The organism is Kribbella sp. CA-293567, from assembly GCF_027627575.1.
Lineage (GTDB): Bacteria > Actinomycetota > Actinomycetes > Propionibacteriales > Kribbellaceae > Kribbella.
This window is the reverse complement of the sequence record NZ_CP114065.1, coordinates 140,213-160,972: the sequence shown is the minus strand read 5'-3', so window position 1 is coordinate 160,972 and position 20,760 is coordinate 140,213. Positions and strand designations below refer to the sequence as shown.

Here is a 20,760-nt window from a genome sequence, read left to right as displayed (position 1 = left end):
TCAGAGCGCGAGTTCCGGCTGAAGCTTCTTTGCCGGCCAGACACGTTGCTTGCGGGCGGCCAGCGAGGACGCGACCAGGCCGGCTGCCAGCCAGGCGATCAGTACCAGCAGATCCTTGGGGAGGCTGTTGCCAGGACCGCCGTACATGAGGTGCCGTACGCCGTCGATCGCGTAGCTCATCGGCAGGACGTGGTGGAAGAAGTAGAGCGGGGCGGGGATCGTCTGCCAGGGGAAGGTTCCGCCGGCGCTGACCAGCTGGATCACCATCAGCACCAGGCCGAGGAACTTGCCGACCGCGCCGAACCAGGCCGACAGGGCGTGCAGGATGGCTACGAAGGTGATCGAGGTGAGCATCAGATAGCCGACGGTCAGCCAGGGTTGGGCGGTGTCGATGCCCAGACCGAAGATGACTGCTGTGAAGACCAGAGCTGCCTGGACGGCGCCGAAGATCGCCGGGGGGAGCCAGCCGCCGAGAGCGACGCGGGCCGGCGCCTGCAACCCGGCCAGAGCGCGGGGCGACAGCGGACGGACCAGGAGGAACAGTACGTAGGCGCCGATCCAGCAGGAGAGGCTGAGGAAGAACGGAGCCAGGCCGGCGCCGTAGCTGTCGGCGGTGGCTTGCGAGTCGTTCTTGAGGCCGACCGGGGCGCCGAGGGTCTCGGCGACCGCCTTGCGGGCTTCGGGGGACGGGTCCGGGATCTGCTTGGCGCCGTTGGTCAGGGCAGTGTTCAGGTCGGTCGCGCCGGTCTTGAGCTTGACGACACCGGTCGCGAGGCTGTTGACGCCGGTCAGCAACTGACCTTGGCCAGCGACCGCCTCCTGCTCTCCGGTCGCGAGCTGCGAGGCACCTGACTGCAGCGTGCCGATACCGGTCTTCAGCTGCGTCGCGCCGGTCTTGAGTTGGCTCGCGCCCGTCGCGGCGCTCTTGATGCCGCCGGTCAGTGCCGGGGTGGCGTCGGCCAGCTTCTGTGCGCCGGTCGCGACCTGCCGCGCTCCCGACGCCAGCTGGGTGAGCTGCTTGGAGGTCGACTGGATCTTGGTGTTCGCGGTCAGTACCGGGGTGCGTAGCTTCGCCGTCTCGGTGAGGACCTGATTGATCTGGGTCTGGGTGAAGCCGCGCGCCTTGAGCCTTGCCGCCAGGCCCTGATCCAAGGTGGTCAGGTCGCTGACCAGCGTGCTCGACGCGGTGGCGACCTGCTGACCGACGCCGGCGATCTTCTCATTGCCATCAGCAACTTGATCGGCGCCGCTGGCAAGCTTCCTGGTATCGGCCGGCAGGGTGGCCGTCTTGTTCTTCAACGTCGTCAGGCCGGTGCTCAGCTGGCCGGCGCCGTTCGCGAGATCGCCGGCGCCCTTCGAAGCCTGGGTGAGCCCGCCGTTCAGCTTCGTCGCGCCCGCGGCCAGTTGTTGCTGCGCGGTGTTGAGCTGACCCGCGCCGCTCTGCAGCTTGCCGACTCCGGTGGCCGCCGAGGTGAGTCCGCTCTGCAGCTGCCCGGCGCCACCGGCCGCCTTGGTGATCTGGCCGTGAATGGTGCTGAACCCGGCCAGCAGCTTGCTCGCCGCCGTCTCGCTCACCTGCGCAGCGACCGACTTGGTCACCTGCGCGACGACCTGGTTCGCGATCGTGTGGGCGAGGTAGTTGTTGGCGTCGTTGGTCAGCAGTTCGAGATTCGCCTGCCGCGGTGTGAACTCGGCGCTCGACGCGAGATCGGCCGAGAACGTCTTCGGCAGGACCAGCGCGAACTCGTACTTCCCGTTCTGCACCCCCGTCGTCGCCTCGGCGCGCGTCACCCGGTGCCAGTCGAAACTCTTCGAGTCGACCAGTTCGTCGGCGACCTGGGGACCGACCGACAGCTTCTCGCCGGTGGACAACGTCGTACCGGCGTCCTCGACGACGACGGCGGTCGGCACCTCGCCGAGCCGGCCGTACGGGTCGTGGTTGGCGTAGAGGTAGAGGCCGCCGTAGAGCGTCGGGACGAGAATCATCGCGATCACGGCCAGCTTGGGCAACCGCCCCGCGGTCAGCCGCCGCAGCTCGCTCATCGCCATCCGGATCGAGGTCATGCGTCGCCCTTCTTCTCGTCAGCTTCGCTGGCCGGCGCAGGTTCGGTTGCGGCCTTTTCCGGTACTTCGCTGTCCTTCGCCGTGGGTTTCGCAGGTTCCTCGGCCTCCGCCGATTCCGCCGACTCCGCCGATTCCGCGGGTTCTTCGGTGTCCGCCGGTTCCGCGGGTTCCGCGGGTTCCTCGGCCTCCGCCGATTCCGCCGGTTCCTCGACCCCCGCTGGCTCCTCTGACTGCACCGGTTCTGACTGCACCGCCTCGACCTGCGCCGCCTCGACCTGCACCGGGTCGGGCTGATTCACCGACCCAAACTGCGCCGCCTCGACACCCAGCAGCCGCGCCGACGCTTCGGCACACGTGACGATCACGCCGTACCCACGAGACGCCAGCTCCCGCCCCACGCCGTACCAGTCGTGCGGGTCCCCGCCGAGCCGATCCGGCATCGTCAGAATCACCACCTTGACGTCCGGCCGCGCCACCGTCAGCTCAGCCAGCATCCTGGTCCGTACCGCGACCGGCAGATGCTCCCACCGCCGGTCGGCGTATTCGGCCCAGTCATGCGAGCTCAGCCACTCGGCAACCGCCTTGCGCCCCGCCTTGAGCCCAGCGATCGCCAACTCCTCGCCAACCACCGTCTGCACCGGCAGCGCGTCGTCAGGCTCCGTGATCCCCGGCGCGTCGACCACGGCAACCCGCTGCCGCAGTACTCGCCCGTTCGTCGACCCGTCCAGCTGTACGTCACCGCCGTTCGGCTTGAGCCGTCCGGAGAGCCCGAGCGCGAGAGCGACGTGACCAGGCCCGGGGTAGCCCGCGAGCAGGACCAGCTGATGGTCACTGACGCTGACCGACGTCGCCAACAGCATCGGCGCGTGCGGACCCTGCACGCTGATCGCGTGTGCCCTGAGCTCCATCGTGAGCAACCCCGTTCAATACGGTTGTGTATCCAATACAGAACTGTATCCTACTGCCATGGAACCGCCCAAGCGACGTCGCTCAGCCACCCGGGCCCGGCTGCTCGAAGGTGCCCTCGCAGTGTTCGCCGAGCGTGGCTTCCACGGCGCCTCGGTCGAGGACATCTGCGACCGAGCCGGATTCACCCGGGGCGCGTTCTACTCGAACTTCGGATCCAAGGACGAGTTGGTGCTCGCCTTGTTCCAGGCGACCACGGATCGCCTGCTGGAGCAGATCGCCGCGCTGCTGCCGGACCTTGCGAATCAGCCAGGAACCCTGCTGGACGCAGTACTGGGCCTGCTCGACGAGACCGCGCCGGATCAGCGGCAGTGGCACCTGATCTCGACCGAGTTCACCCTGCACGCGCTGCGGCATCCCGAGGCTGCTGAGGCGCTGAACCAGCAGCGCGCGATGTTCCGCGACCAACTGACCCAATTGGTGGAGGAAATCACGAAGGCGAGCGGGCTGCGGCTGACTGTGCCGCCGCAGCAGTTCGTCCGGCTGGTGATCGCTCTGCACGAGGGTGCCCGTGCGCAGAGTCTGCTCGAGCCGGACCTCGTACCGGCCGGCTCTCTCGAGCACACGTTCCTGCCGCTGGTTCTGGACGCGGTGTCCAGTCGCGCCTGACCGCGACGCGGCGCCCCGTCCGTACGATCGCGGGCGGCTAGCCGACCTTGATGTCGACGCTGTGCAACCCGGTCGAACCGTCGGGCGCGGGCGGCGCCTGCGCCTCGATCTGAGGGTTGCCCTTGGCATCGAACGCGCGAACCTGCAGTACGTGGTTCCCGCGCGGCGCGTCCCAGGTCCAGTGCCACTGCCGCCAAGTGTCCACCGACGCGTCACTCGCCAGCTCGGCCTGTTGCCAAGGGCCACCATCGACGCGGACCTCGACCTTCGAGACGCCGACCTGCTGGTCCCAGGCGACACCCGCCACAGTGACCTGACCGGTCTCGGCCTTCGACCGCGGTACGTCGATCCGCGACGACAACTTGATCGGCCCGAGCGCCGACCAGCCGCGCGGCGTCCAGTACCCCTCGAACCGGTCGAACCGGCTCACCTCGATCTCGGTCAGCCACTTCGTCGCCGAGACGTACCCGTACAGCCCCGGTACGACGATGCGCACCGGGAACCCGTGCTCGACCGGCAACGGCTGCCCGTTCATCGCGAACGCGAGCATCGCCTCGCGGTCGTCGGTCAGCGTGCCCAGCGGCGTACCGGCGGTGAAGCCGTCCTTCGAGGTCGACTTGATCGCGTCGGCGTCAGCGGCGGGTCCGGCCTCGGCGAGCAGGTCCTTCAGCAGTACGCCGGACCAGAGAGCGTTCCCGATCAGGTCACCGCCGACCTCGTTGCTCACGCAGGTCAACGTGACCCACTTGTGCACCACCTTGCGCTTCAACAGGTCCTCGAAGCTCAGTTCGAGCTCGCGGTCGACCATGCCGTGGATCCGCAGCTTCCAGTCGCTCGGCATGATCAGCGGCACCGATAGCGCCGTGTCGATCCGGTAGAACTTGTCGTTGGGCGTGGCCCATGGAACAGCTCCAGCGGCCTGTACTCCGGCCGGCGGGTCGAGGCTCGGCGGTAGCGGCAACTGCAGCGCCTCGCGAGCGTCGGACACCGCTGCTCGCCGTCCGCCGACCACGCGGCCGAGAGCTCCGATCGCAACCGTGCCGAGCGTGACTCCGGCCGACAGTTGCAGGAAGCCGCGGCGGCTGACGCCGTCCTGCGGATCGTGGGCCAGGCCCGCCAGCCGGGTGGCGAACAAGCGCAGAATGAGGAGCGCGACGATTCCGGCGACGAACGACGGGGCGAAGCCGGTCTGGCCGGCATCGGGACGCGTCGAGGCGGCGAGGACGGCCAGACCGGCGAGGACGATGACGACCGCAGCGCCCGCCCAGTACCGGCGTACGGCGAGAATGCCGCCGACAGCGGCGAGAGCCAGCAAGACGATCAGGATGCCGGTTTTGAGCGCGGTCTTGTCGTGGGTCCCGAAGAGGGAGATCGCGAGGTCCTTCAGCCACGGCGGGACCTGGTCGATGAAGGCCGAACCGATCGCCACGACCGGGGTCTGGCGGGTGCCGAGCAGGGCGGCGGCCACCGAACCGGCTGCCAGGCCCGCGAGGGCGGCAAGTACTCCGCCGAGGGCCGATCTGAGGATGAGTCCGCTCCGGCCGGGTCGCGCGGGGGCGCTGCCGTCGGGGGTGCTGAGCTCGTGGGGAGACCGGACCAGAGGTTGGTTCACGTCTCAACAATCGCTCGGTGCGGCGCTCGGCACCAGCCGGGCGCCGCATCCGTTAGTAGCGGGTAATGCGGTGACTGGTCAGATTCGGTCTGCCGCGGGGAGCGGACCGAGGTTGGGCCGGCCGTTGGGCCAGCGACGGGCGTTGTCGCGAACGCGACGGAGCTTGCCGAGGACGAGTTCACGCTCGTCCGCCAGCTGGGACATCCACAGGCTGTCGATCTCCAGGAGGTGGTCCGGCAGCGCTTCGCGCAGCCGCCGCTTTCCCTCCTCCGTGAGAACGGCGTACGAGCCGCGGGCGTCATCGGGACAGGGCTCCCGGCGCACCAGACCGAGGTTCTCGGCGCGGTCGACCAGCCGGGTGATGCCACCGGTGGTGACGGTCAGCTCCCGGGCGAGTGAGGTGAGACGCTGCTTCTCCCCGTGACTGCGGGCAAGCCGCAGCAACAGTTCGAACATTGCCATTTGCAGACCACTGCGCTTCAGGGAATGGCGCATCAGGTGATCGAGTTCGGCTGCTGCTTCTCGCAACAGGCCGTACGCGGTGATCACGTCGCTTTCCCAGGGTTCCGCGGCGTGAGTGGGTTCTGCATCGGCGAGCGCTAGGGGCGAGCAAAGCGAAGGCGCGATGGTCATGCGCGGACTCTATTAGCTGACCCGGTTACTTCGCTACACGGGGTGACCTTTCGGCTACAGGTCGAGACCCGATCGATGGCCGATCGAGCGTGACTCAGGCCCGTTTCGGCGCTACCTGTGGATAACTTTCGCGGCGTCCGGCCGATCTTTGCCAGGCTTTCCCTGGTCAGCACGCCGCCCGGGGAAAGTGGGGAACCGATGAGTGAGACCGAAGACCAGTCGCCGTTCGGACGCGGGTTCATCGCCGCCACCATCGTCATCGTAGCGATTCTCGCCTGCGGTGGCATCGTTCTCACCACAGCCCTCACTTCCGACCAGCCCGCAGTGTCCGGAGAGCCGGGCGAGACCTCCGCCCAACCCACCACACCCACAACTGCCGACCCCAACAACTCCGCCGCCGCACAAAACCCTCAGCAGCCCGAGACCTCACCCGCAACCCCGACCACCGCCACCCAGCCCAACGCAAACACAGCGGCCGGTACGGCGACCCGCTGCGGACCACCCGACGGCGACCAAACCATCCCCGCCCAACACCCACCCACCAGCGACGGCTGGGAGGTCAGCCGTCGAGTCGTCGTCCCCCGCTCAGCGACCTACGGCCCCGCGAAGACCGACCCCGACGGCTTCCGCCGCTGTTTCGCCCACTCACCGACCGGCGCGGTCTACGCGGCGTACAACGTGCTGGCCGCCCTCGCCGATCAAACCAAATCCGTCCCGACCGCCCGCAAACTCATGCGGCCCGGTCGCGACACCGACGCCCTCCTTGAGCAACTGAAGCGCGAATCCGCCGACAGCGCCTCCGCCCCGACCCAGCTCGCGGGGTACCGAGTGCTGGACGCCGACCGCGACCGGGCCACGATCATGCTCGCCCTGCCGGTCGAGTCGGAGTACATGAGCGCCACCATCACCCTCACCTGGTACGCCGGTGACTGGCGCCTGGTGCCACCAGTGGGCGACGACCCGGTCGGCGCGCCGTACTCGCAGCACCGTGACCTCGACGGTTTCGTCGCCTGGAGCGGTGTCTGATGTGCAGCAAGATGGATCTCGGTTGCCACGTCAAAGAAGGCTTCCAGTCGGTGATCAGCAACCAGTTCAACTCCTTGCTGGAAGACCTGAACAAGGCCGTCCTGGAGACCCTGCACTCGCTGTCGACCTTCTGGATCAACATCCCGAGCCCGACCCTGGCCACCGGCAGCGGTCAGCGCTGGGCCGACAGCGGGCCGGTCGCTTTCCTGCAGGACAACACTTTCTGGCTGACCGGACTGATCTTCACCCTCGCGATCATGCTGGCCGGGCTGCGGATCGCCTGGGAGCAGCGCGCCGAGCCGCTCCGACGGTTGCTCAAGGCAATGATGTTGTTCGCTGCGGTGGCAGGTGCCGGATCGGCCGCCCTGCAACTGCTGACGATGTGGTCGGACGAGTTCTCCAAACACGTGGTCACCACCGCGCTGCCGGCCGGCCAGTCCTTCGACAGCGCCCTCAGCGGCCTGGTGACCAACGGTGGGCAGATCGGCCAGAAACTGCCGATCCTGATCGCGATGTTCGCCGGCGCGATGGCGCTGGTGTCGTCGCTGATCCAGATCGTCCTGCTACTGATCCGGTCCGCGATGCTGGTACTGCTGGCCGGCCTCTTCCCGCTCGCGGCCGCGGCGACGAACACCGAGGTCGGCAAGGCGTGGTTCAAGAAGTTCTGCGGCTGGGCGCTCGCCTTCATCGCCTACAAACCTGCCGCGGCGCTGATCTACGCCGCCGCGATCAGGATGAGCCACGACGGCATGATGAACCGGACCGGCGACGGTCTGGTCCAGGTCCTCACCGGCCTGATGATGCTGGCGATGGCGGTCATCGCGCTCCCCGCCCTCCTGCGTTTCGCCGTACCCCTCACCGCAGCCGTCGCCGGCGGCGGCTCAGCCTCCGGCGCGGCCCTCGCCGACCCGGGCGGGCTGGCGTCCGGCGCCATCAACATCGGCCGCCGCTCCACCAGCCGCGGTGGTGGAGGCGGTGGAGGTGGCGGTTCTGACAGCGGTGGCGGTGGCGGTGGAGGCGGTGGTGGAGGCAGCGCCACAGGCGCGATCGGCGTGGCCGCAGGTGCCGCCGGATCCGCCCTGAACGCATCCAAGAAGGCCGCTGGAGCCCTGTCCGGAGCCACCTCCCACTCAGCCGGCGAATCCGGCGGCGGCGGTTCCTCCCCGTCCGGCAGTTCCCGCTCAGGTTCCTCCCGCTCAAGCAGGTCCGCCAAAGGCGGCGGCCGCAGCGGTGGCGGCGGGGGTGGGGGTGGCGGAGACGGCGGTGGAGGTGGAGGAGGCGGTGGAAATGGCGGGGGCGGTGGAGGCGGAGGTGGCTGGTCCCCAAGCCCGCCGACTCCCCGAGGCAGCTCCAACCCCACCCCTAAGCCCCCGCCCCCGCCTCCATCCCCAACCTCCTTCCACGACTCCCACACCGGCCCCACCGGCAACTGGTAAGCCGCCCCGCCCCCTGCACTCCGTCTCACCTCACCAGTCACCCGCACAGGCATCACCGACCACCGGCACCCCGCTCCGCCTCACCGGCACCCCGACAGGCCCGGACTACCGTGGGGCTGGTCGGAGTCAGCGTCTCCGACGGCCAAAAGACCGTGCTTACCGCTGCCGCCGGGTCGCCGCAGCGCACCGAGCCGACCGCTGCCCGGGTCGCCGCGATCCTGCCTGCCGACGGATGCCTCGCCGACTCACGCGCGTGCCGCCTCGCCTCACCCGTACCCCGAAAACGCCCGCACGCCGCCTCGTTCCCCTCGTACCTCCGCGAACGGCCCGCACGCCCCCAACCCGCCCGCATGCTCTTCGCCTCACCGCCTCCAACCGCCTCGCCTCCCCTGCACCCCTCCACCCACCTCGTACGCCGACCGCGACGGCACGCAGCTCCTCGGGATTCCCGAACCAGCGGGGGTACGGCAATTCGTCTCGCCCGGCCGAAGTCACCGCGTACGACGTCGAACACTTGTCAGGTGACCTGGCAGCCGCTTCACCCACCGGTACTCCGCCCGCCGGGTCGGCGACCCTTGGTGGGACGGAGGATGGGGTTATGGCTCTGCAGCGGATTGCTCTCATCTCTGACGTGCACGGGAATCTCTCCGCGTTGGAGGCGGTGCTGGCGGATATCGGGCAGCGGGGGATCGAGCGGATCTTCAATCTTGGTGACTACGTCGGGAAGGGGCCTCGGGGGAGTGCGGTGGTGGATCTGTGCCGGGAGCGTTGTGAGGTGAACATCCTCGGGAACTGGGACGACTTCCTGCCGGATCCGGAGCGCACGTTCGACAGCGAGGGGTTGCAGTGGTGGAAGAACGAGCTTCGCGAGGACCAGTGGGCCTGGTTGCGGGCGTTGCCGTTCAGCTACGACTTCTTGCTCAGTGGGCGGCGGGTCAGGCTTTTTCATGCTTCGGCGAGCAGCGTTCATCGGCGGGTTCGGTTCGATCATGACGAGCAGGAGTTTCTCGGGTTGTTCGAGAACACCGAGGCGACCGGTGATGGTCCGGTACCGACCGTGGTCGGGTACGGCGACACCCACGATGCCTTCTACGAGGTCGATCTGGGACGCACTCTCTTCAACACCGGCAGTGTCGGCAACAGCATGTCCGACCCGACCCCCGTCTACGTGATTCTCGAAGGCGTCCCGGACTCGCTCGACGACGCCTCCTTCTCGATCCAGTTCGTCCGCGTTCCGTACGACGCCCGCGCCGAACTGGAGGTTGCCCGGGCGCTGCGGATGCCCGAGCTCAACGGCTACGAAGCCGAGATCCTGCACGGCGTGTACCGCGGCGACTTGTACGCCGACGAGGCGCCCACCTACCACCGCCGTTCGCTCACCGCCGTCCAGCCCGTCTGACGCCCAGCGCGAAAGCCTGCTCCGCGCCGCCCGTGCTGCGCCGCCCGTGCCTGCCAGTGCCGCGCAGCGTGTGCCGTGCCGTGCGGCTCACCTGGCGCCGTGCCGCCGTGCCGCCGTGCTGCGCCCCCCGTGCCGTGCGGCCCGTGCCGCGCGGCTCACCTGGCGCCGTTCCGCCGTTCCGCCGTCGCGCGGTACCGCCGGCTGACGATCACCGCCGGCTCTGCTGGGCGCGGCTGACCACCTCGTCGGCGGTGAGCGCGCTCTGCGGATGGTGGCTCAGACACATCGGTACCTGCAGCTTCTCGAAGCCCAGTCCTTCGCTGGTCGCGTAGAAGTGTCCGGATCGGAGCCGGGCGATGTCGTCCACTCGCCCGCCCTTCGCTTTGGCCAGGTCGGTGGCCGCGCTGATCTGGGCGCCTGCGTTCAGCAGACCGAAGAACTGCGTGGTGGCGTTGCCGGGGATCCGGTTGTGCAGGCCCTTCGGTGCCTGAGTGGCGAAGACCAGGCCGAGCCCGTACTTCCGGGCCTGCGCGGCGAGCGCCAGAGTGCTGGCTGTGCAGGCGGTCGCCGCGCCCGACGGCGCGTAGGTCTGGGCTTCGTCCATCACCAGCAGCCCGCCCAGTGGCCGGTCGCCCGCGGGATTGCGTTTGATCCAGGCGAACAACGCCATCTGCAACTGGTTGACGAAGCTCTGCCGCTGCTCCTCGGCCGGCAGACCGACGAAGCTGATCACCGAGACTCTGGCTCGGTAGCCGTTCGCCGGAGTGAGGAGGACCCCGGGGTCCAGCGCCTCGCCGGTTCCGCCGAACAGAGGATCGTTCACTGTCTCGGCGTTGAGTGCTTCGGCGATGTCGGCGGCGACCCGGTGTGCGCTCCGCAAGCGGCTGACGCCGTCGGGGAGGTCGGTCAGCAGGTCGATGAACGCGGTCAGTTCGGTGCCGCCGTCCAGGGCGAAGTACTCGAGAGCCTCCCGTAGGACCGCTTGGCCGGTCTTCATCTTGCGGCCGGTGAGCTGTGCCCGGGGCAGGAGGCCCGCGACGGCTGCCTCCACCGCGTCGCCGAATTCGTCGGCGTCGTCGAGGACATCGGCGAAGTCGGGCAGTGGGCGGAAGGAGAGTGGGCGGCCCTTCGCGCGGCGCGGGGTCCAGACGACTACCTCGGTACTGCGTAGATACGCGTCGGAGCGGGCTTCGTCGCCTGGGAGCCAGCCGGTGGGTGGGGTCGGCCAGGCGTCGCCGAGCCTGGCGAGGTCGTTGTTTGGGTCGAGCACGATCGAGGAGACGCCGTGCAGGGCGCATTCCTCGATCAGGCGTCGGAGCAGGACGGTCTTTCCTGAGCCGGAACCGGCGAAGGCGACTGTGTGCTTCCGCAGTTGCACTAGTGGGACGCCGAAGACTCGCTGGGAGTTGATGCCAATGCCGATCGGCACGATGGGGTCGGCAGGAGCTGGTACGCCGGTTGTTCGTCCCGTTGGTACTGGTTGGCTACCACTGGAGTTGGCTGACCGGCGGGTTGTGTCACCAGCCGAGGAAGACGGGTGCGACGGGCCGGAGGCACCAGCGGCGAGCGGTGAGCCAGAAACAGCAGCGTCAGGCGAGGCGTGGGCAGCGGCGCCTGCAGGTGGGGTGGTAGCGCCGGTAGTGGTGGCTGGGTTGGGGCCGGCGGCTTTGGGCCAGTTGGGCGCAGCGGCGTCAGGCGAGCCGGGGGCAGAAGTACCTGCAGGTGGGGTGGCAGCGCCGGCGGTAGTGGTTGCGGTAGGCGCATCAGCGTTGGGCGGGGGAGTTGCACCCGAGGGTGCCGACTCGAGATCAGGTGGGCTCAGTGGTGACGCAGGAGCACCAGCGGGGCTCAGTGGTGACGCTGAAGAACCAGTGGGGCTCAGTGGTGAGTCGGAGGTATCAGCAGACGGTGGGGCTCCGGCGGGGAGGCGTGGGGGTTGGGTGGCTTCGCCGAAGACTCGGCGGAACAGTTCTGAGTTTCCGGCGGGGCGGCGGGTGACCAGCCATTGCAGGAAGCCTGGGTCGGGTCGGCGGCGTAGGGCGTCGAGGGCGGCGAAGGTTTTCAGGTCTTCGACCGTGATCGGCAGCGAGAGCCCGCCGGCGGCGGTGAACTGGGCGACCTCCCGGCTCGTCATCGGCCCGGAGGACCAGCGGGTGTTCCGGAGTACGACGAGCTTGCGTTTCGTCACGCCGACCTCGAGGCCGGCCTCTGTCCGGGCAGCTCGCAGCCGGGTCAGGGCCGCGCGGCCGTGGTCGCTGGCGATGGCGCGGAAGCCCCAGTGCATCTCGTCGTCCGTCTGCTCGTCGAGCGTTCGCCGGAGCCGGGCGTGCAGAGCGGGTTTGGCGCCCGGCGGAGGATCCAGCTCGAACTCCTGCCCGGTGCCGCCGAGCTCCGCGATGTACGCACTGAGCGCGGCTGCCAGCAGTACCGGCATGTACGCGTCCTCGCTCTTCGGATCGAGCGCCGCGTCGACGTCCGCGGCCTCGCGCAGCTCAGCGAATCGCGCGTCCAGACGCCCGAGCCCGGTGGGCGCGGAGTGCTTGCCCGGCCGGATCGCTTCGGGTTCCTCGCCGAAGTCGGCCAGTTCGGCCAGACGGTCGGTCTCGAGACAGTGCCGGATGTGACTGTCGACCCGCTGCAGGAGCCGGCGTGGGGTGAAGTCCCTGGCGCCGTCGTCGTCGAACGCCGACCGCAGTACCGGCCACGTCGGGTACGCCGGTACGTAGCCTGCGGCGGAGTACAACCCGGCGAGCCGCCTCGCCACCAGGTCCACGGCGATGTCCGGATCGGGCAACTGGCTCTGCATGGTGACGGTCCGGAAGCGATCGGCGGCCGGACTGATCGCCATCGTCCGGATCAGCTCCCAGGTGGTCGGGATGCAGGCCACCACCGACAACGTCCGCTGGGTCTGTTCCCGAAGCTCCATCAACCCGTCGGCGAGCTCGTTCACCAGCCGGACGCGCGCTTGCTGGTTCGCCGCGTTGTCACTGCGGCCGGAGGAGACCTGGGCCATCACGCTGTCGATCTGGTCGACGGCGATGACGCCCGGCCCGGTCAGCGCCAGCAGCCGGGACAGGTCCCCGAGGATCTGCTGCGGCAGCCGGCTGCCACGCCGGAAACCCCAGAGCTCGCGCTCTGCGTCCTGCACGTCGCCGTCGAGTTCGAAATAGCTGTAGCCGACTTCCTGAGCGGCCTGGTCGGGGCTGCGGTAGAGAACGAGCGCGCGGGCCGTGTTCTGGCACTCGGTACCGACTCGCAGATCGATCTCCTTCAGACCGGCGACGAACGCGTCCAGGTCCGCCCGCGTCGCCGGCGCCTCGCCGCGCAGCCGGCTCTGCAGGCTTTCCGAGAGGCCGGCCTGTTCGCCGAGCCGGTGCAGCAGCAGGGTGAGCTGATCGCCCTGACCCGCGTGGAAGCCGTCGATCACGCCACGGACCGCGCTCGCCCAGAAGGAGGCGCCGTTCACCAGCTTGATCAGGAAGAAGTACCCGCCGCTGGCCTGGACGCGCTGCCGGACCCAGCCGAGCAGGTGGGTCTTGCCGACCCCCTTCTCCCCTTCGAGCGCGATCCCGATCGGACTCCCGCCGGTACTGCGCCGCGCGGCGCCGACGGAGGCCATCACGGTCTGGATCACGTTCGCGTGCAGGCCTTCGACGTGGTGCTCGGCCGGGCTCCAGATGGCGTCCGGCGTGACCGCCCAGTTGAACTGGACCGCGGCCAGCGCGGCTCGCTCCTCGTTCCTCATGGGTTGTCGATCTTCAGCAGGTGCCGGCTGCTCCCACCGAAGCGGACGGCCGCTTCGTGGTCCTCGCCGGTCAGCGCCTGCTGGTTCGCCTCGGCCTGCACATGCACCCCTGGCTGCCGCGAGAGCTGCTGGAGGACCGCGTCGAGGTCGGCCCGGTCGACGTCGGTCAGCTCGGCCCGCAGAGCAGCCAGCCCGACCCAGGACGACCCCGACTTCGAGCTCAGTACGCCGTACGCCGTCCGCACCCGCGTCTCGAGGTCGTCGACCGGTTCAGCCGGCTGGAACAAGTCGGACAGCAACTGGCCGGTTCGCTGCAGATAGCGCTGCAGGCCGGCAAGGACCGCGTAGAGCGCCCCGCCACCTGCGCCGGACCGCTCAGGACGCTCAGCCGTCAACTCGTCCGCGCACCAGGCCGCACCGTCGTCGGTGATCTCGTGGACGAAGGCCCGGCCCTCCTTGCTGCTCGACACGAGTTTGAGCTCGTTGAGCTTCAGCCGGCTCGCTCCGTCCAGCGTGATCCCCGCAGACTCCCGCAGTTCCGCGTTGGTCAGCGGACGGGCCTCGGCCAGGAGCGCGAGCAGCACGGCTCGCTCCTTCAGGTTCAGCGGTTGAGCAGGCACAGTTCCATCCTTCGGTCAGGGGTTTTCCAGGATCCGCAGACCATCGGGGTCGGCGATGATCCGGACGCGGTGGGTGTCCTCGGCGGTCCACAGGCCGTCGATCTGGACCTGCTGGTGGTTCCGGTGCGCCGACAACGCCTCGTCGTACGCCGCCTGGCCCGGTAACCGGACCCAAAGCACCCGGCGGGTCAGCGGCCGGTTCTCGGCCCGGAGCGCGCCGCGGACCTTGACCCGCCACCGGTCGGTACCGATCTCGTTGTCGTGCAGCGCCTCGACCCGGCCCAGGATGCTCACCGGTCCGGCCAGATCACGACTCGCCGCGGCGACCACCGGGAGCTGCTCGTCCTGGTCGCCGCGCAGCTCCTCCGAGAGGTCGCGCAGGGCCGGACCGCTGCCGGGCGGAAAGCCCATCACGCCGTCGGGCAGCGGTGAGGGAAGTCCACGAGCCCAGCGAAAACCGAGCTCGAAGGATCCGTCGGGGGCGGCCAAGGTGCTCAGCGCCGTACAGAAGCCGGGCGATACCGACTCCGGGAGGGAATCGATGCCAGGAGAGGCCGGCCGAGCGACACTGCGGCGTACGGCGGCCGCGGCACCGTAGAGCTCGGCCAGCACCCTGCGTCCGGGCGGTGGCTGTGCTGCCGACGTCTCGTCGCCCAGCGGAACCAGCAGCGTGACGCTGAACTGCTGGGAGGTCGTCGTGCCGAGATGGATACCGCTGAGCAGTTCGGTGACGAGGGCATCGCTGCCCGCGGCGAAGTGCTGGGATCGCAGTACTGTCTGGGCGGCGATCCGGAACAGGTCGTGCAGTCCCTGCAACGCTTCGAGCCCTGATTCGAGCCGGACGAAGCCGTCCGGCTGGGAAACGGCGGGAGCCCGGTACGACGTGGTATCGAGCAGCGGGTAGGCGATGTCCCGGGCGATCTCGTCAGCCGGCCGGCTCTCGAAACCCTCCAGCGCGCGCAGCAGATCCTTGAGGCGGGCAGCGCTGTCGCCGAGGCCGTCGCGTGGCGGCACCAGGACTTCCTGTGCGCCGTTCGTCCAGATCGCGGCACCGTTCCAGGTCTGTTCGCTACGGGTCCAGCCGGCGCCCGACAGGTAGCTGCTGACCGCGCCGACCCCGAGGTCAGCCATCGATCAACTGCCGCAGGGTGGTGACCGTGAGGACGTTGGCGGTCGGCACGGTCACCCGAACGTGACGTTTCTTGTCCGGGTTCTCGATCGGCGCCCGGTCGCGCAGCGAGACGTAGTAGCCGACGTCCCGGAGCAGCAGGCCGGTGGTGTTCAGCGCGGCGTACTCGTCGGCCTTGGTCGGCACGATCACCAGGAACAGGTACCGGTGCACGAGAAAGTCCGGGCCGGCCAGCTTGTTGAACTGGGACTGGTTCAGGCCGTCGAAGTCGAACGCGGCGGCGCGGCGCTTCGGCCGGGAGGTGGTCTTCACCTGGACCTCGATCCGCGGCGACCAGCCCTGGTCGGAGTGCTTCTTGATACAGAAGTCCACGCCGTCGTAGTCGACGTCGTCCTGGGAGATCAGCAGACCGGCCGCGGAGGCCAGCACCCGCACGTAGTCCTCGCCGAACTTCCCCTGATGAACAAGCGCATCCAGCATCCGACCCCCGGCAACGAAAGCATCCCCCCTGCTCTGTGCCACCGACCCTAGAGGCCCGGCAGGAAGTTGTCAGCCCCAAGGTGTTTCGCGGGAGCTACCCGAGCAGCAGGGCTTCGGACCCGACCGGCCGGTAACCCGCGGCGAGAAAAGTCCGGGTCGAGGCGGCGTTGCCGGGGCTGACCTGGGACCAGATCTGGGTGCCGGGCGGGACGAGCGCACGCGCCGCGACGGCGAGGCGGCGACCGTGGCCGGCGCCGCGGGCAGCGACGGGTACCTCCAGGGCGACCTCTTGGCGGCCGGCCAGCCCTCGGCCGGTGAGCACCAGACCGCCGTACGGGGCGGTGTAGGCGTGTACGTCGTCGCGGTACCGCCAGGCCCGTTCGATCCGGGGATGGCCGCGGTCGGTCAGTTCGGTCAGACCCTCGACGGCGGCAGCACGCTCGGCCGGGTCGGTGAGCGCCGGGGCGAGCAGCAGTTGGTCGATCGCGGTGACCCGGCGGCCGCTCAGTTCTTCCAGGGCGGACAGGAAGGGTGGGTTGAGCGGAGCTGACAGGTCGCCGTCCGGGATCAGCTCGGTCACCCAGGCCGGGGAGACGTTCGCCGCGATCACGATGTGCGCGGTGAAGGCCACCACGGCCAGCTCGCGAGCGGACGGCGCCGGTACGACGGTGATGCTCAGGTCCGGGGTGGGGAAGACGCCGTTCTCGATGCCCCGCAGAATGTCAGCCAGAGTTGTCATCACGAGCCATTGTGGAGGAGACCCCTCCCGGCCCCTTCGACGGAGCCAGGCTCACGAGACGGAGGCACAAGTGCGCAAGCCTGAGCAGGTTCCGACCGGTGGGCTGCCCGAGCGGGTGACGATCTACGAGGTCGGCCCGCGGGACGGGTTGCAGAACGAGGAGGCGATCGTCGACGTGGCGGTGAAGGCCGAGTTCATCCAGCGGCTGGCCGCGGCCGGGCTGACCACGATCGAGACGACCAGCTTCGTCCACCCCAAGTGGGTACCCCAGCTCGCCGACGCCGCCGAACTGCTGCAGCGGCTCGACCTTCCCGACGGGCTTCGGGCGCCGGTACTGGTACCGAACGAGCGCGGTCTCGATCGTGCGCTCGAGGCGGGGGTGGAGGAGATCGCGATCTTCGCCAGCGCGACCGAGACGTTCGCCGCGAAGAACCTGAACTCCACCGTCGACGAGCAGTTCGCGATGTTCGCCCCGACCGTGCGGCGGGCGCTCGACGAGGGTCTGCGGGTCCGTGGCTACGTCTCGATGTGTTACGGCGATCCGTGGGAGGGCGCCGTACCGATCGACCAGGTGGTGAAGGTCGGCGCGCGCCTGACCGAGCTCGGCTGCCACGAGCTCTCCCTCGGCGACACGATCGGGGTCGCCACGCCGGGGCAGGTGATCGCGTTGATCAAGGCCTTCGCCGGAGCCGGGGTCGGCGTCGACCAGCTCGCCGTGCATTTCCACGACACCTACGGGCAGGCGCTCGCCAACACCTTCACCGCGCTGCGGGAAGGCGTCACGGTCGTCGACAGCTCGGCCGGCGGCCTCGGCGGCTGCCCGTACGCCGAGAGCGCCACCGGCAACCTCGCCACGGAAGACCTGCTGTGGCAGCTCGACGGCCTCGGCATCGAGACCGGTGTGGACCTCGAGAGTCTCGTCGCCACCAGCGCCTGGATGGCCACCCAGCTGGGCAAGCCGTCCGCAAGCCGGGTCGTCCAGGCCCTGGTCGGCTGACCTCCGGCTGACCGAGCAGCTGACCGTGCGCCGGCCGGAGCGTTACGGCTCGATCGGGCGCCGGATCCGGCGGACCAGGCTCTCGTCGGCGTACCGGCCGATCCGGTACGTCGACCAGCCGTCGACGCCCGCACCCACGGCACCACCGAGCAGCGGCACCCGGCGGGTTACCATCAGGCCCATCCGCTTGCCGCTGACCCGCGCGATCAGTTCGCCCACCACCTCGCCGGCCACCAGCCGGTCGAGCTCCGGGTCGAACACCGGCGCGGTCGCGATCGCGAGCGGCGACGTCGGCAGGCTCGCCTTCTTCAGCCGGTCGGTCACGCCGTCCTCGCCGAGCAGGCAGGTGATCACCGCGGTCCGCACCCGCGGGTCGTCCAGGTCGTACCCCCGCAGATGGGCGATCGAGGCGACCATCCGCACCTGGACCACGGCGATCCCGGTCAGGTTCGCGGGCAGCGCGACCGGGAGGGTGACCAGCCCGCCGACGCTGGTGACGAACCCCTGCACCGACGCGAGCCGGATGTGCTGCTCGATCACGGTGTCGACCGCGAGCTCTGCGTCGCCGTCGTGCTTGGCCAACTGCCGCTCGGCCACCTTCTCGGCACCGGGAAACCGCTGGTACCCGTCGATGGCGATCTCCAGCACCTGACGCAGGACCCCGGCCGCGGCTTGCGGGGCGAACCGCTGGGCGGCAGGCGCGAGACTGCTGGCAACGAATCTGGCTACTCCGGCCACAGCACTCCTTCACAACTCGGACACCCGCTCCCGGAGTCCGGTGGGCGGGCGCAGCACTGTCAACTCTACGTGCCGCGCCAGCTCGCGCCACTCGGGAGAAACCCCGGCCGGCCCCTTGGTGACGCAGAGCCAGCGAGTGGTCGATCAGGTCAGGCGGGCCCGGGTGCAGCGGGTGACATAGGGCATCGAGAGTTTCCGCCGGCCCCGCAGGTCGAGATGTGAGTCGAGCAGCTCGATCACCTGGTGCATCAGCTCGTCGCGGTCCGCGGCCGGCATCGTGATGACGTAGGACCGCGACGCGACCAGGTCCAGCAGCTCGGCCCGGGTCAGCGGATGCTCCCACCGGACCTCGAACCGCTCCACCAGACGGAACGGCGTACCGATCGAGGGGGTGGTGTCGATCTCCTGGCGGGTGTGCCGATGCAGCACCCGGTCCAGTTCGGCGACCCACGGCACGCTGTGGTCACGAATGTTCCAGACCAGCCCCAGCGTCCCACCCGGCGCCAGCACCCGCGCGATCTCCGGCAGCGCCTTCGCGGCGTCGAACCAGTGCCACGCCTGCGCGACCACCACAGAGTCAACAGTGCCGTCGCCCAGCGGAATCTCCTCGGCCGAACCGTCGAGAACCTCGACCCCAGGAACCGCGGCGACCAGTTCCTCGCGCATCGCCGCCAACGGTTCGACAGCCGTCACGGTCAGGTCTCGCGCGGCCAGTAGCTGCGTGAGCTTCCCCGTGCCGGCGCCGAGATCGAGCGCGGACCTCGCCGTACCGGGGACGAGCCAGTCGACGGCCGATTCCGGGTACGGCGGCCGCCCACGCCGGTACGCCGCTGCTGCATCGCCGAACGAGGTCGCCTGCGCCTGCTGTGACCAGCGACGGCTCGCGCCCTGCCGAGTCATCCCGCAGGCCTGCCCGATCTCCTCCCAGCTCGCCAGTCGCTGGGACCTCAACTGCGCGATCAGCTCGGTCCGCCGGGTCTCCAGCGCCGCGATGGCCTCGGTCATCCGGGCCAGCCCGCCGAGCCCACCGGAACCCTCGATCTCCTCGACGATCTGCATGCTCGGCAGCATATGTTGCGCTACTGACTGACTGTCAACAAATGTTGCGGCGGTGACCCCGCGTTCCGCCGTCCGGTGGGTAGGTCAGGATGGTGGCGTGCCAGTCGAACCACCTGCCTCCGTGTGGGACTTCCCGCCGGTCGCGGTCGCCGGTCCCAGCGATGTCGTCGCGGCCGGGGCCGATCTCGAGCCGGGCACCGTGCTGGCGGCGTACCGGCGGGGGCTCTTCCCGATGCCGGACAGCCACGGGCCGTTGCTGTGGTGGTCGCCGGTCGAGCGCGGAATCATCGAGGTGGACACCTTCGCGCCGTCCCGGTCGCTGCGGCGGGCCCGGCAGCGGTTCGAGATCCGGGTCAACACGGCCTTCGACCAGGTGATCCGGGCCTGTGCCGACCCGCGCCGGCCGGGCGCTTGGATCGACGCCGGCATCATCGCGTCGTACACCCGCCTGCACGAGCTGGGCTGGGTCCACTCGGTCGAGGCCTGGGACGGCGACGTACTGGCCGGCGGCCTGTACGGCGTGGCGATCGGCGGGCTGGTCGCGGGCGAGTCGATGTTCCATCACAGGACCGACGGGTCGAAGGCCGCGGTGGCCGGGCTGGTGGAGCTGCTGAGCGACAAGTACGCCGCCGACCGCGTGCTGGACATCCAGTGGGTGACCAGTCACCTGGCCACGCTCGGCGCGGTGGAGATTCCGCGGGAGGTCTACGTCCGGCGGGTCGAGCGCGCGCTGGAGCTGCCACTGCCCGAAGCGTTCAGCTGAGGCCGAGGAAGGTGGCCAGCTGACCCGTCGCCTCAGCGAAGAACTCGTCGGCGGGATCGACCCAGCCGGCGAACTGGCCGAAGAGCTCGAAGTTGATCATTCCGAAGAGCTGCGTCCAGGCGATCGGCGTACGGGCCAGGATCTGCGGTGGCAGGCCGGGTGCGGCGCCGGCGAGGATCTGGAGCCGGCTCGCCAGTAGCGCGGAGGGTTCCGGGCTGCCCGCCGGTGGAGTCAGTACGCCGGAAGCCTGTGCCTGGGCGAGGATTCCGAGCAGGACGAAAGCGACCCGGCCGGCCGGGCGGATCGTGCTCGCGGGTGCTTGGTAGCCGGCGACGGGCGAGCCGTAGATCAGCGCGTACTCCTGGGGATGGGCTCTGGCCCAGGAGCGGATGGCTTGGCAGACGGCCAGCCAGGCAGCGCGTGGGTCGGGCCGGCTCTTGGCTGCTGCCTCGGCGTGGCTGCCCAGGGCGTCGTACGCGTCGATGATGAGCTCGGTGAGGAGGTCGTCGCGGCTGGGGAAGTAGCGGTAGAGGGCGGACGAGACCATGCCGAGCTCGCGGGAGACGGCGCGCAGGGACAGCCGTTCGGCGCCGTCGATGGCTAGCTGACGGCGTGCGGCGTCCTTGATCTCCCGCGTCAGCTCGGCCCGGGCGCGGTCGCGGGCGGTCCGTCCGGTGGTCATACCGGCCAGTCTGCCATGAGCACTGCTCTAAAACGAGAGCACCGCTCTTGACTCGCCGGTCGC

The 20,760-nt window shown here is 69.5% G+C and carries 18 protein-coding genes; 6 read left to right on the top strand and 12 right to left on the bottom strand.

Features of this window, described 5'->3' with window-relative positions; all coding sequences use genetic code 11:
* Complete coding sequence (locus OX958_RS00790; protein WP_270134970.1) at positions 1 to 2,064, bottom strand: YhgE/Pip domain-containing protein; 2,064 nt, start codon at positions 2,062 to 2,064, stop codon at positions 1 to 3.
* Positions 2,061 to 2,972 (bottom strand): hypothetical protein, encoded by a 912-nt coding sequence (locus OX958_RS00785; protein WP_270134968.1) that lies wholly within the window; start codon positions 2,970 to 2,972, stop codon positions 2,061 to 2,063. Before OX958_RS00785 ends, OX958_RS00790 begins: the two co-directional genes overlap by 4 nt.
* A 58-nt stretch (positions 2,973 to 3,030) precedes the next feature.
* Here OX958_RS00785 and OX958_RS00780 point away from each other — a divergent pair, with 58 nt between their 5' ends.
* Positions 3,031 to 3,639 carry a TetR/AcrR family transcriptional regulator gene (locus OX958_RS00780; RefSeq protein WP_270134967.1) on the top strand — a complete coding sequence of 203 codons (609 nt, stop codon included), beginning with the start codon at positions 3,031 to 3,033 and terminating at the stop codon, positions 3,637 to 3,639.
* 37 nt (positions 3,640 to 3,676) lie between these two features.
* Here OX958_RS00780 and OX958_RS00775 read toward each other — a convergent pair whose 3' ends face one another.
* Positions 3,677 to 5,251 (bottom strand): molybdopterin-dependent oxidoreductase, encoded by a 1,575-nt coding sequence (locus tag OX958_RS00775; protein WP_270134966.1) that lies wholly within the window; start codon positions 5,249 to 5,251, stop codon positions 3,677 to 3,679.
* Positions 5,252 to 5,329: 78 nt separating this feature from the next.
* On the bottom strand, positions 5,330 to 5,884 hold the full coding sequence (locus tag OX958_RS00770) for a MarR family winged helix-turn-helix transcriptional regulator (protein WP_270134965.1): 555 nt from the start codon (positions 5,882 to 5,884) through the stop codon (positions 5,330 to 5,332).
* A 198-nt stretch (positions 5,885 to 6,082) separates the two neighbouring features.
* Here OX958_RS00770 and OX958_RS00765 point away from each other — a divergent pair, with 198 nt between their 5' ends.
* The 3 genes from OX958_RS00765 to OX958_RS00755 all read left to right on the top strand — a co-directional run bounded on the left by OX958_RS00765 (position 6,083) and on the right by OX958_RS00755 (position 9,745).
* Positions 6,083 to 6,910: a hypothetical protein gene (locus tag OX958_RS00765; protein ID WP_270134963.1), complete on the top strand. Its 828-nt coding sequence runs from the start codon at positions 6,083 to 6,085 to the stop codon at positions 6,908 to 6,910.
* Positions 6,910 to 8,346: a hypothetical protein gene (locus OX958_RS00760; protein WP_270134962.1), complete on the top strand. Its 1,437-nt coding sequence runs from the start codon at positions 6,910 to 6,912 to the stop codon at positions 8,344 to 8,346. The genes OX958_RS00765 and OX958_RS00760 overlap by 1 nt, the downstream gene beginning before the upstream one ends.
* A gap of 598 nt (positions 8,347 to 8,944) precedes the next feature.
* Positions 8,945 to 9,745, top strand: coding sequence for a metallophosphoesterase family protein (locus tag OX958_RS00755; RefSeq protein ID WP_270134961.1), 801 nt, complete (start codon positions 8,945 to 8,947; stop codon positions 9,743 to 9,745).
* A gap of 208 nt (positions 9,746 to 9,953) precedes the next feature.
* Here the strand turns inward: OX958_RS00755 and OX958_RS00750 are convergent, their stop codons facing one another.
* From OX958_RS00750 to OX958_RS00730, 5 genes are all read right to left on the bottom strand, one after another.
* On the bottom strand, positions 9,954 to 13,490 hold the full coding sequence (locus tag OX958_RS00750; RefSeq protein ID WP_270134960.1) for an ATP-binding protein: 3,537 nt from the start codon (positions 13,488 to 13,490) through the stop codon (positions 9,954 to 9,956).
* Positions 13,487 to 14,110 carry a hypothetical protein gene (locus OX958_RS00745; protein WP_270134959.1) on the bottom strand — a complete coding sequence of 208 codons (624 nt, stop codon included), beginning with the start codon at positions 14,108 to 14,110 and terminating at the stop codon, positions 13,487 to 13,489. The genes OX958_RS00750 and OX958_RS00745 overlap by 4 nt, the downstream gene beginning before the upstream one ends.
* Before the next feature lie 15 nt (positions 14,111 to 14,125).
* On the bottom strand, positions 14,126 to 15,241 hold the full coding sequence (locus OX958_RS00740; RefSeq protein ID WP_270134958.1) for a hypothetical protein: 1,116 nt from the start codon (positions 15,239 to 15,241) through the stop codon (positions 14,126 to 14,128).
* Positions 15,234 to 15,719: a DUF4365 domain-containing protein gene (locus tag OX958_RS00735; protein WP_270134957.1), complete on the bottom strand. Its 486-nt coding sequence runs from the start codon at positions 15,717 to 15,719 to the stop codon at positions 15,234 to 15,236. Before OX958_RS00735 ends, OX958_RS00740 begins: the two co-directional genes overlap by 8 nt.
* A 94-nt stretch (positions 15,720 to 15,813) precedes the next feature.
* Positions 15,814 to 16,458, bottom strand: coding sequence for a GNAT family N-acetyltransferase (locus OX958_RS00730; protein WP_270134956.1), 645 nt, complete (start codon positions 16,456 to 16,458; stop codon positions 15,814 to 15,816).
* A gap of 70 nt (positions 16,459 to 16,528) precedes the next feature.
* Between OX958_RS00730 and OX958_RS00725 the strand changes: the two genes are divergently transcribed.
* Positions 16,529 to 17,455: a hydroxymethylglutaryl-CoA lyase gene (locus OX958_RS00725; protein ID WP_270134955.1), complete on the top strand. Its 927-nt coding sequence runs from the start codon at positions 16,529 to 16,531 to the stop codon at positions 17,453 to 17,455.
* Positions 17,456 to 17,497: 42 nt separating this feature from the next.
* Here the strand turns inward: OX958_RS00725 and OX958_RS00720 are convergent, their stop codons facing one another.
* Positions 17,498 to 18,193 (bottom strand): EcsC family protein, encoded by a 696-nt coding sequence (locus OX958_RS00720; protein WP_270134953.1) that lies wholly within the window; start codon positions 18,191 to 18,193, stop codon positions 17,498 to 17,500.
* 144 nt (positions 18,194 to 18,337) lie between these two features.
* Positions 18,338 to 19,252 (bottom strand): class I SAM-dependent methyltransferase, encoded by a 915-nt coding sequence (locus OX958_RS00715; RefSeq protein ID WP_270134951.1) that lies wholly within the window; start codon positions 19,250 to 19,252, stop codon positions 18,338 to 18,340.
* Positions 19,253 to 19,349: 97 nt separating this feature from the next.
* Here OX958_RS00715 and aat point away from each other — a divergent pair, with 97 nt between their 5' ends.
* Complete coding sequence (gene aat, locus OX958_RS00710) at positions 19,350 to 20,015, top strand: leucyl/phenylalanyl-tRNA--protein transferase (RefSeq protein WP_270134949.1); 666 nt, start codon at positions 19,350 to 19,352, stop codon at positions 20,013 to 20,015.
* On the opposite strand, the gene OX958_RS00705 is transcribed toward aat, so the two are convergent.
* Positions 20,008 to 20,697: a TetR/AcrR family transcriptional regulator gene (locus tag OX958_RS00705; protein WP_270134947.1), complete on the bottom strand. Its 690-nt coding sequence runs from the start codon at positions 20,695 to 20,697 to the stop codon at positions 20,008 to 20,010. The genes aat and OX958_RS00705 overlap by 8 nt on opposite strands.
* Positions 20,698 to 20,760 lie beyond the last annotated feature (63 nt).

Excerpts from the sequence above, each read along its gene's own strand:
- OX958_RS00705 (WP_270134947.1), bottom strand. The coding sequence starts at position 20,697 with ATGACCACCGGACGGACCGCCCGCGACCGCGCCCGGGCCGAGCTGACG.
- OX958_RS00780 (WP_270134967.1), top strand. The coding sequence starts at position 3,031 with ATGGAACCGCCCAAGCGACGTCGCTCAGCCACCCGGGCCCGGCTGCTC.
- OX958_RS00735 (WP_270134957.1), bottom strand. The coding sequence starts at position 15,719 with ATGCTGGATGCGCTTGTTCATCAGGGGAAGTTCGGCGAGGACTACGTG.
- OX958_RS00755 (WP_270134961.1), top strand. The coding sequence starts at position 8,945 with ATGGCTCTGCAGCGGATTGCTCTCATCTCTGACGTGCACGGGAATCTC.
- OX958_RS00715 (WP_270134951.1), bottom strand. The coding sequence starts at position 19,252 with ATGCAGATCGTCGAGGAGATCGAGGGTTCCGGTGGGCTCGGCGGGCTG.
- OX958_RS00770 (WP_270134965.1), bottom strand. The coding sequence starts at position 5,884 with ATGACCATCGCGCCTTCGCTTTGCTCGCCCCTAGCGCTCGCCGATGCA.
- OX958_RS00760 (WP_270134962.1), top strand. The coding sequence starts at position 6,910 with ATGTGCAGCAAGATGGATCTCGGTTGCCACGTCAAAGAAGGCTTCCAG.
- OX958_RS00740 (WP_270134958.1), bottom strand. The coding sequence starts at position 15,241 with ATGGCTGACCTCGGGGTCGGCGCGGTCAGCAGCTACCTGTCGGGCGCC.
- OX958_RS00790 (WP_270134970.1), bottom strand. The coding sequence starts at position 2,064 with ATGACCTCGATCCGGATGGCGATGAGCGAGCTGCGGCGGCTGACCGCG.
- OX958_RS00785 (WP_270134968.1), bottom strand. The coding sequence starts at position 2,972 with ATGGAGCTCAGGGCACACGCGATCAGCGTGCAGGGTCCGCACGCGCCG.
- OX958_RS00730 (WP_270134956.1), bottom strand. The coding sequence starts at position 16,458 with ATGACAACTCTGGCTGACATTCTGCGGGGCATCGAGAACGGCGTCTTC.
- OX958_RS00750 (WP_270134960.1), bottom strand. The coding sequence starts at position 13,490 with ATGAGGAACGAGGAGCGAGCCGCGCTGGCCGCGGTCCAGTTCAACTGG.
- OX958_RS00765 (WP_270134963.1), top strand. The coding sequence starts at position 6,083 with ATGAGTGAGACCGAAGACCAGTCGCCGTTCGGACGCGGGTTCATCGCC.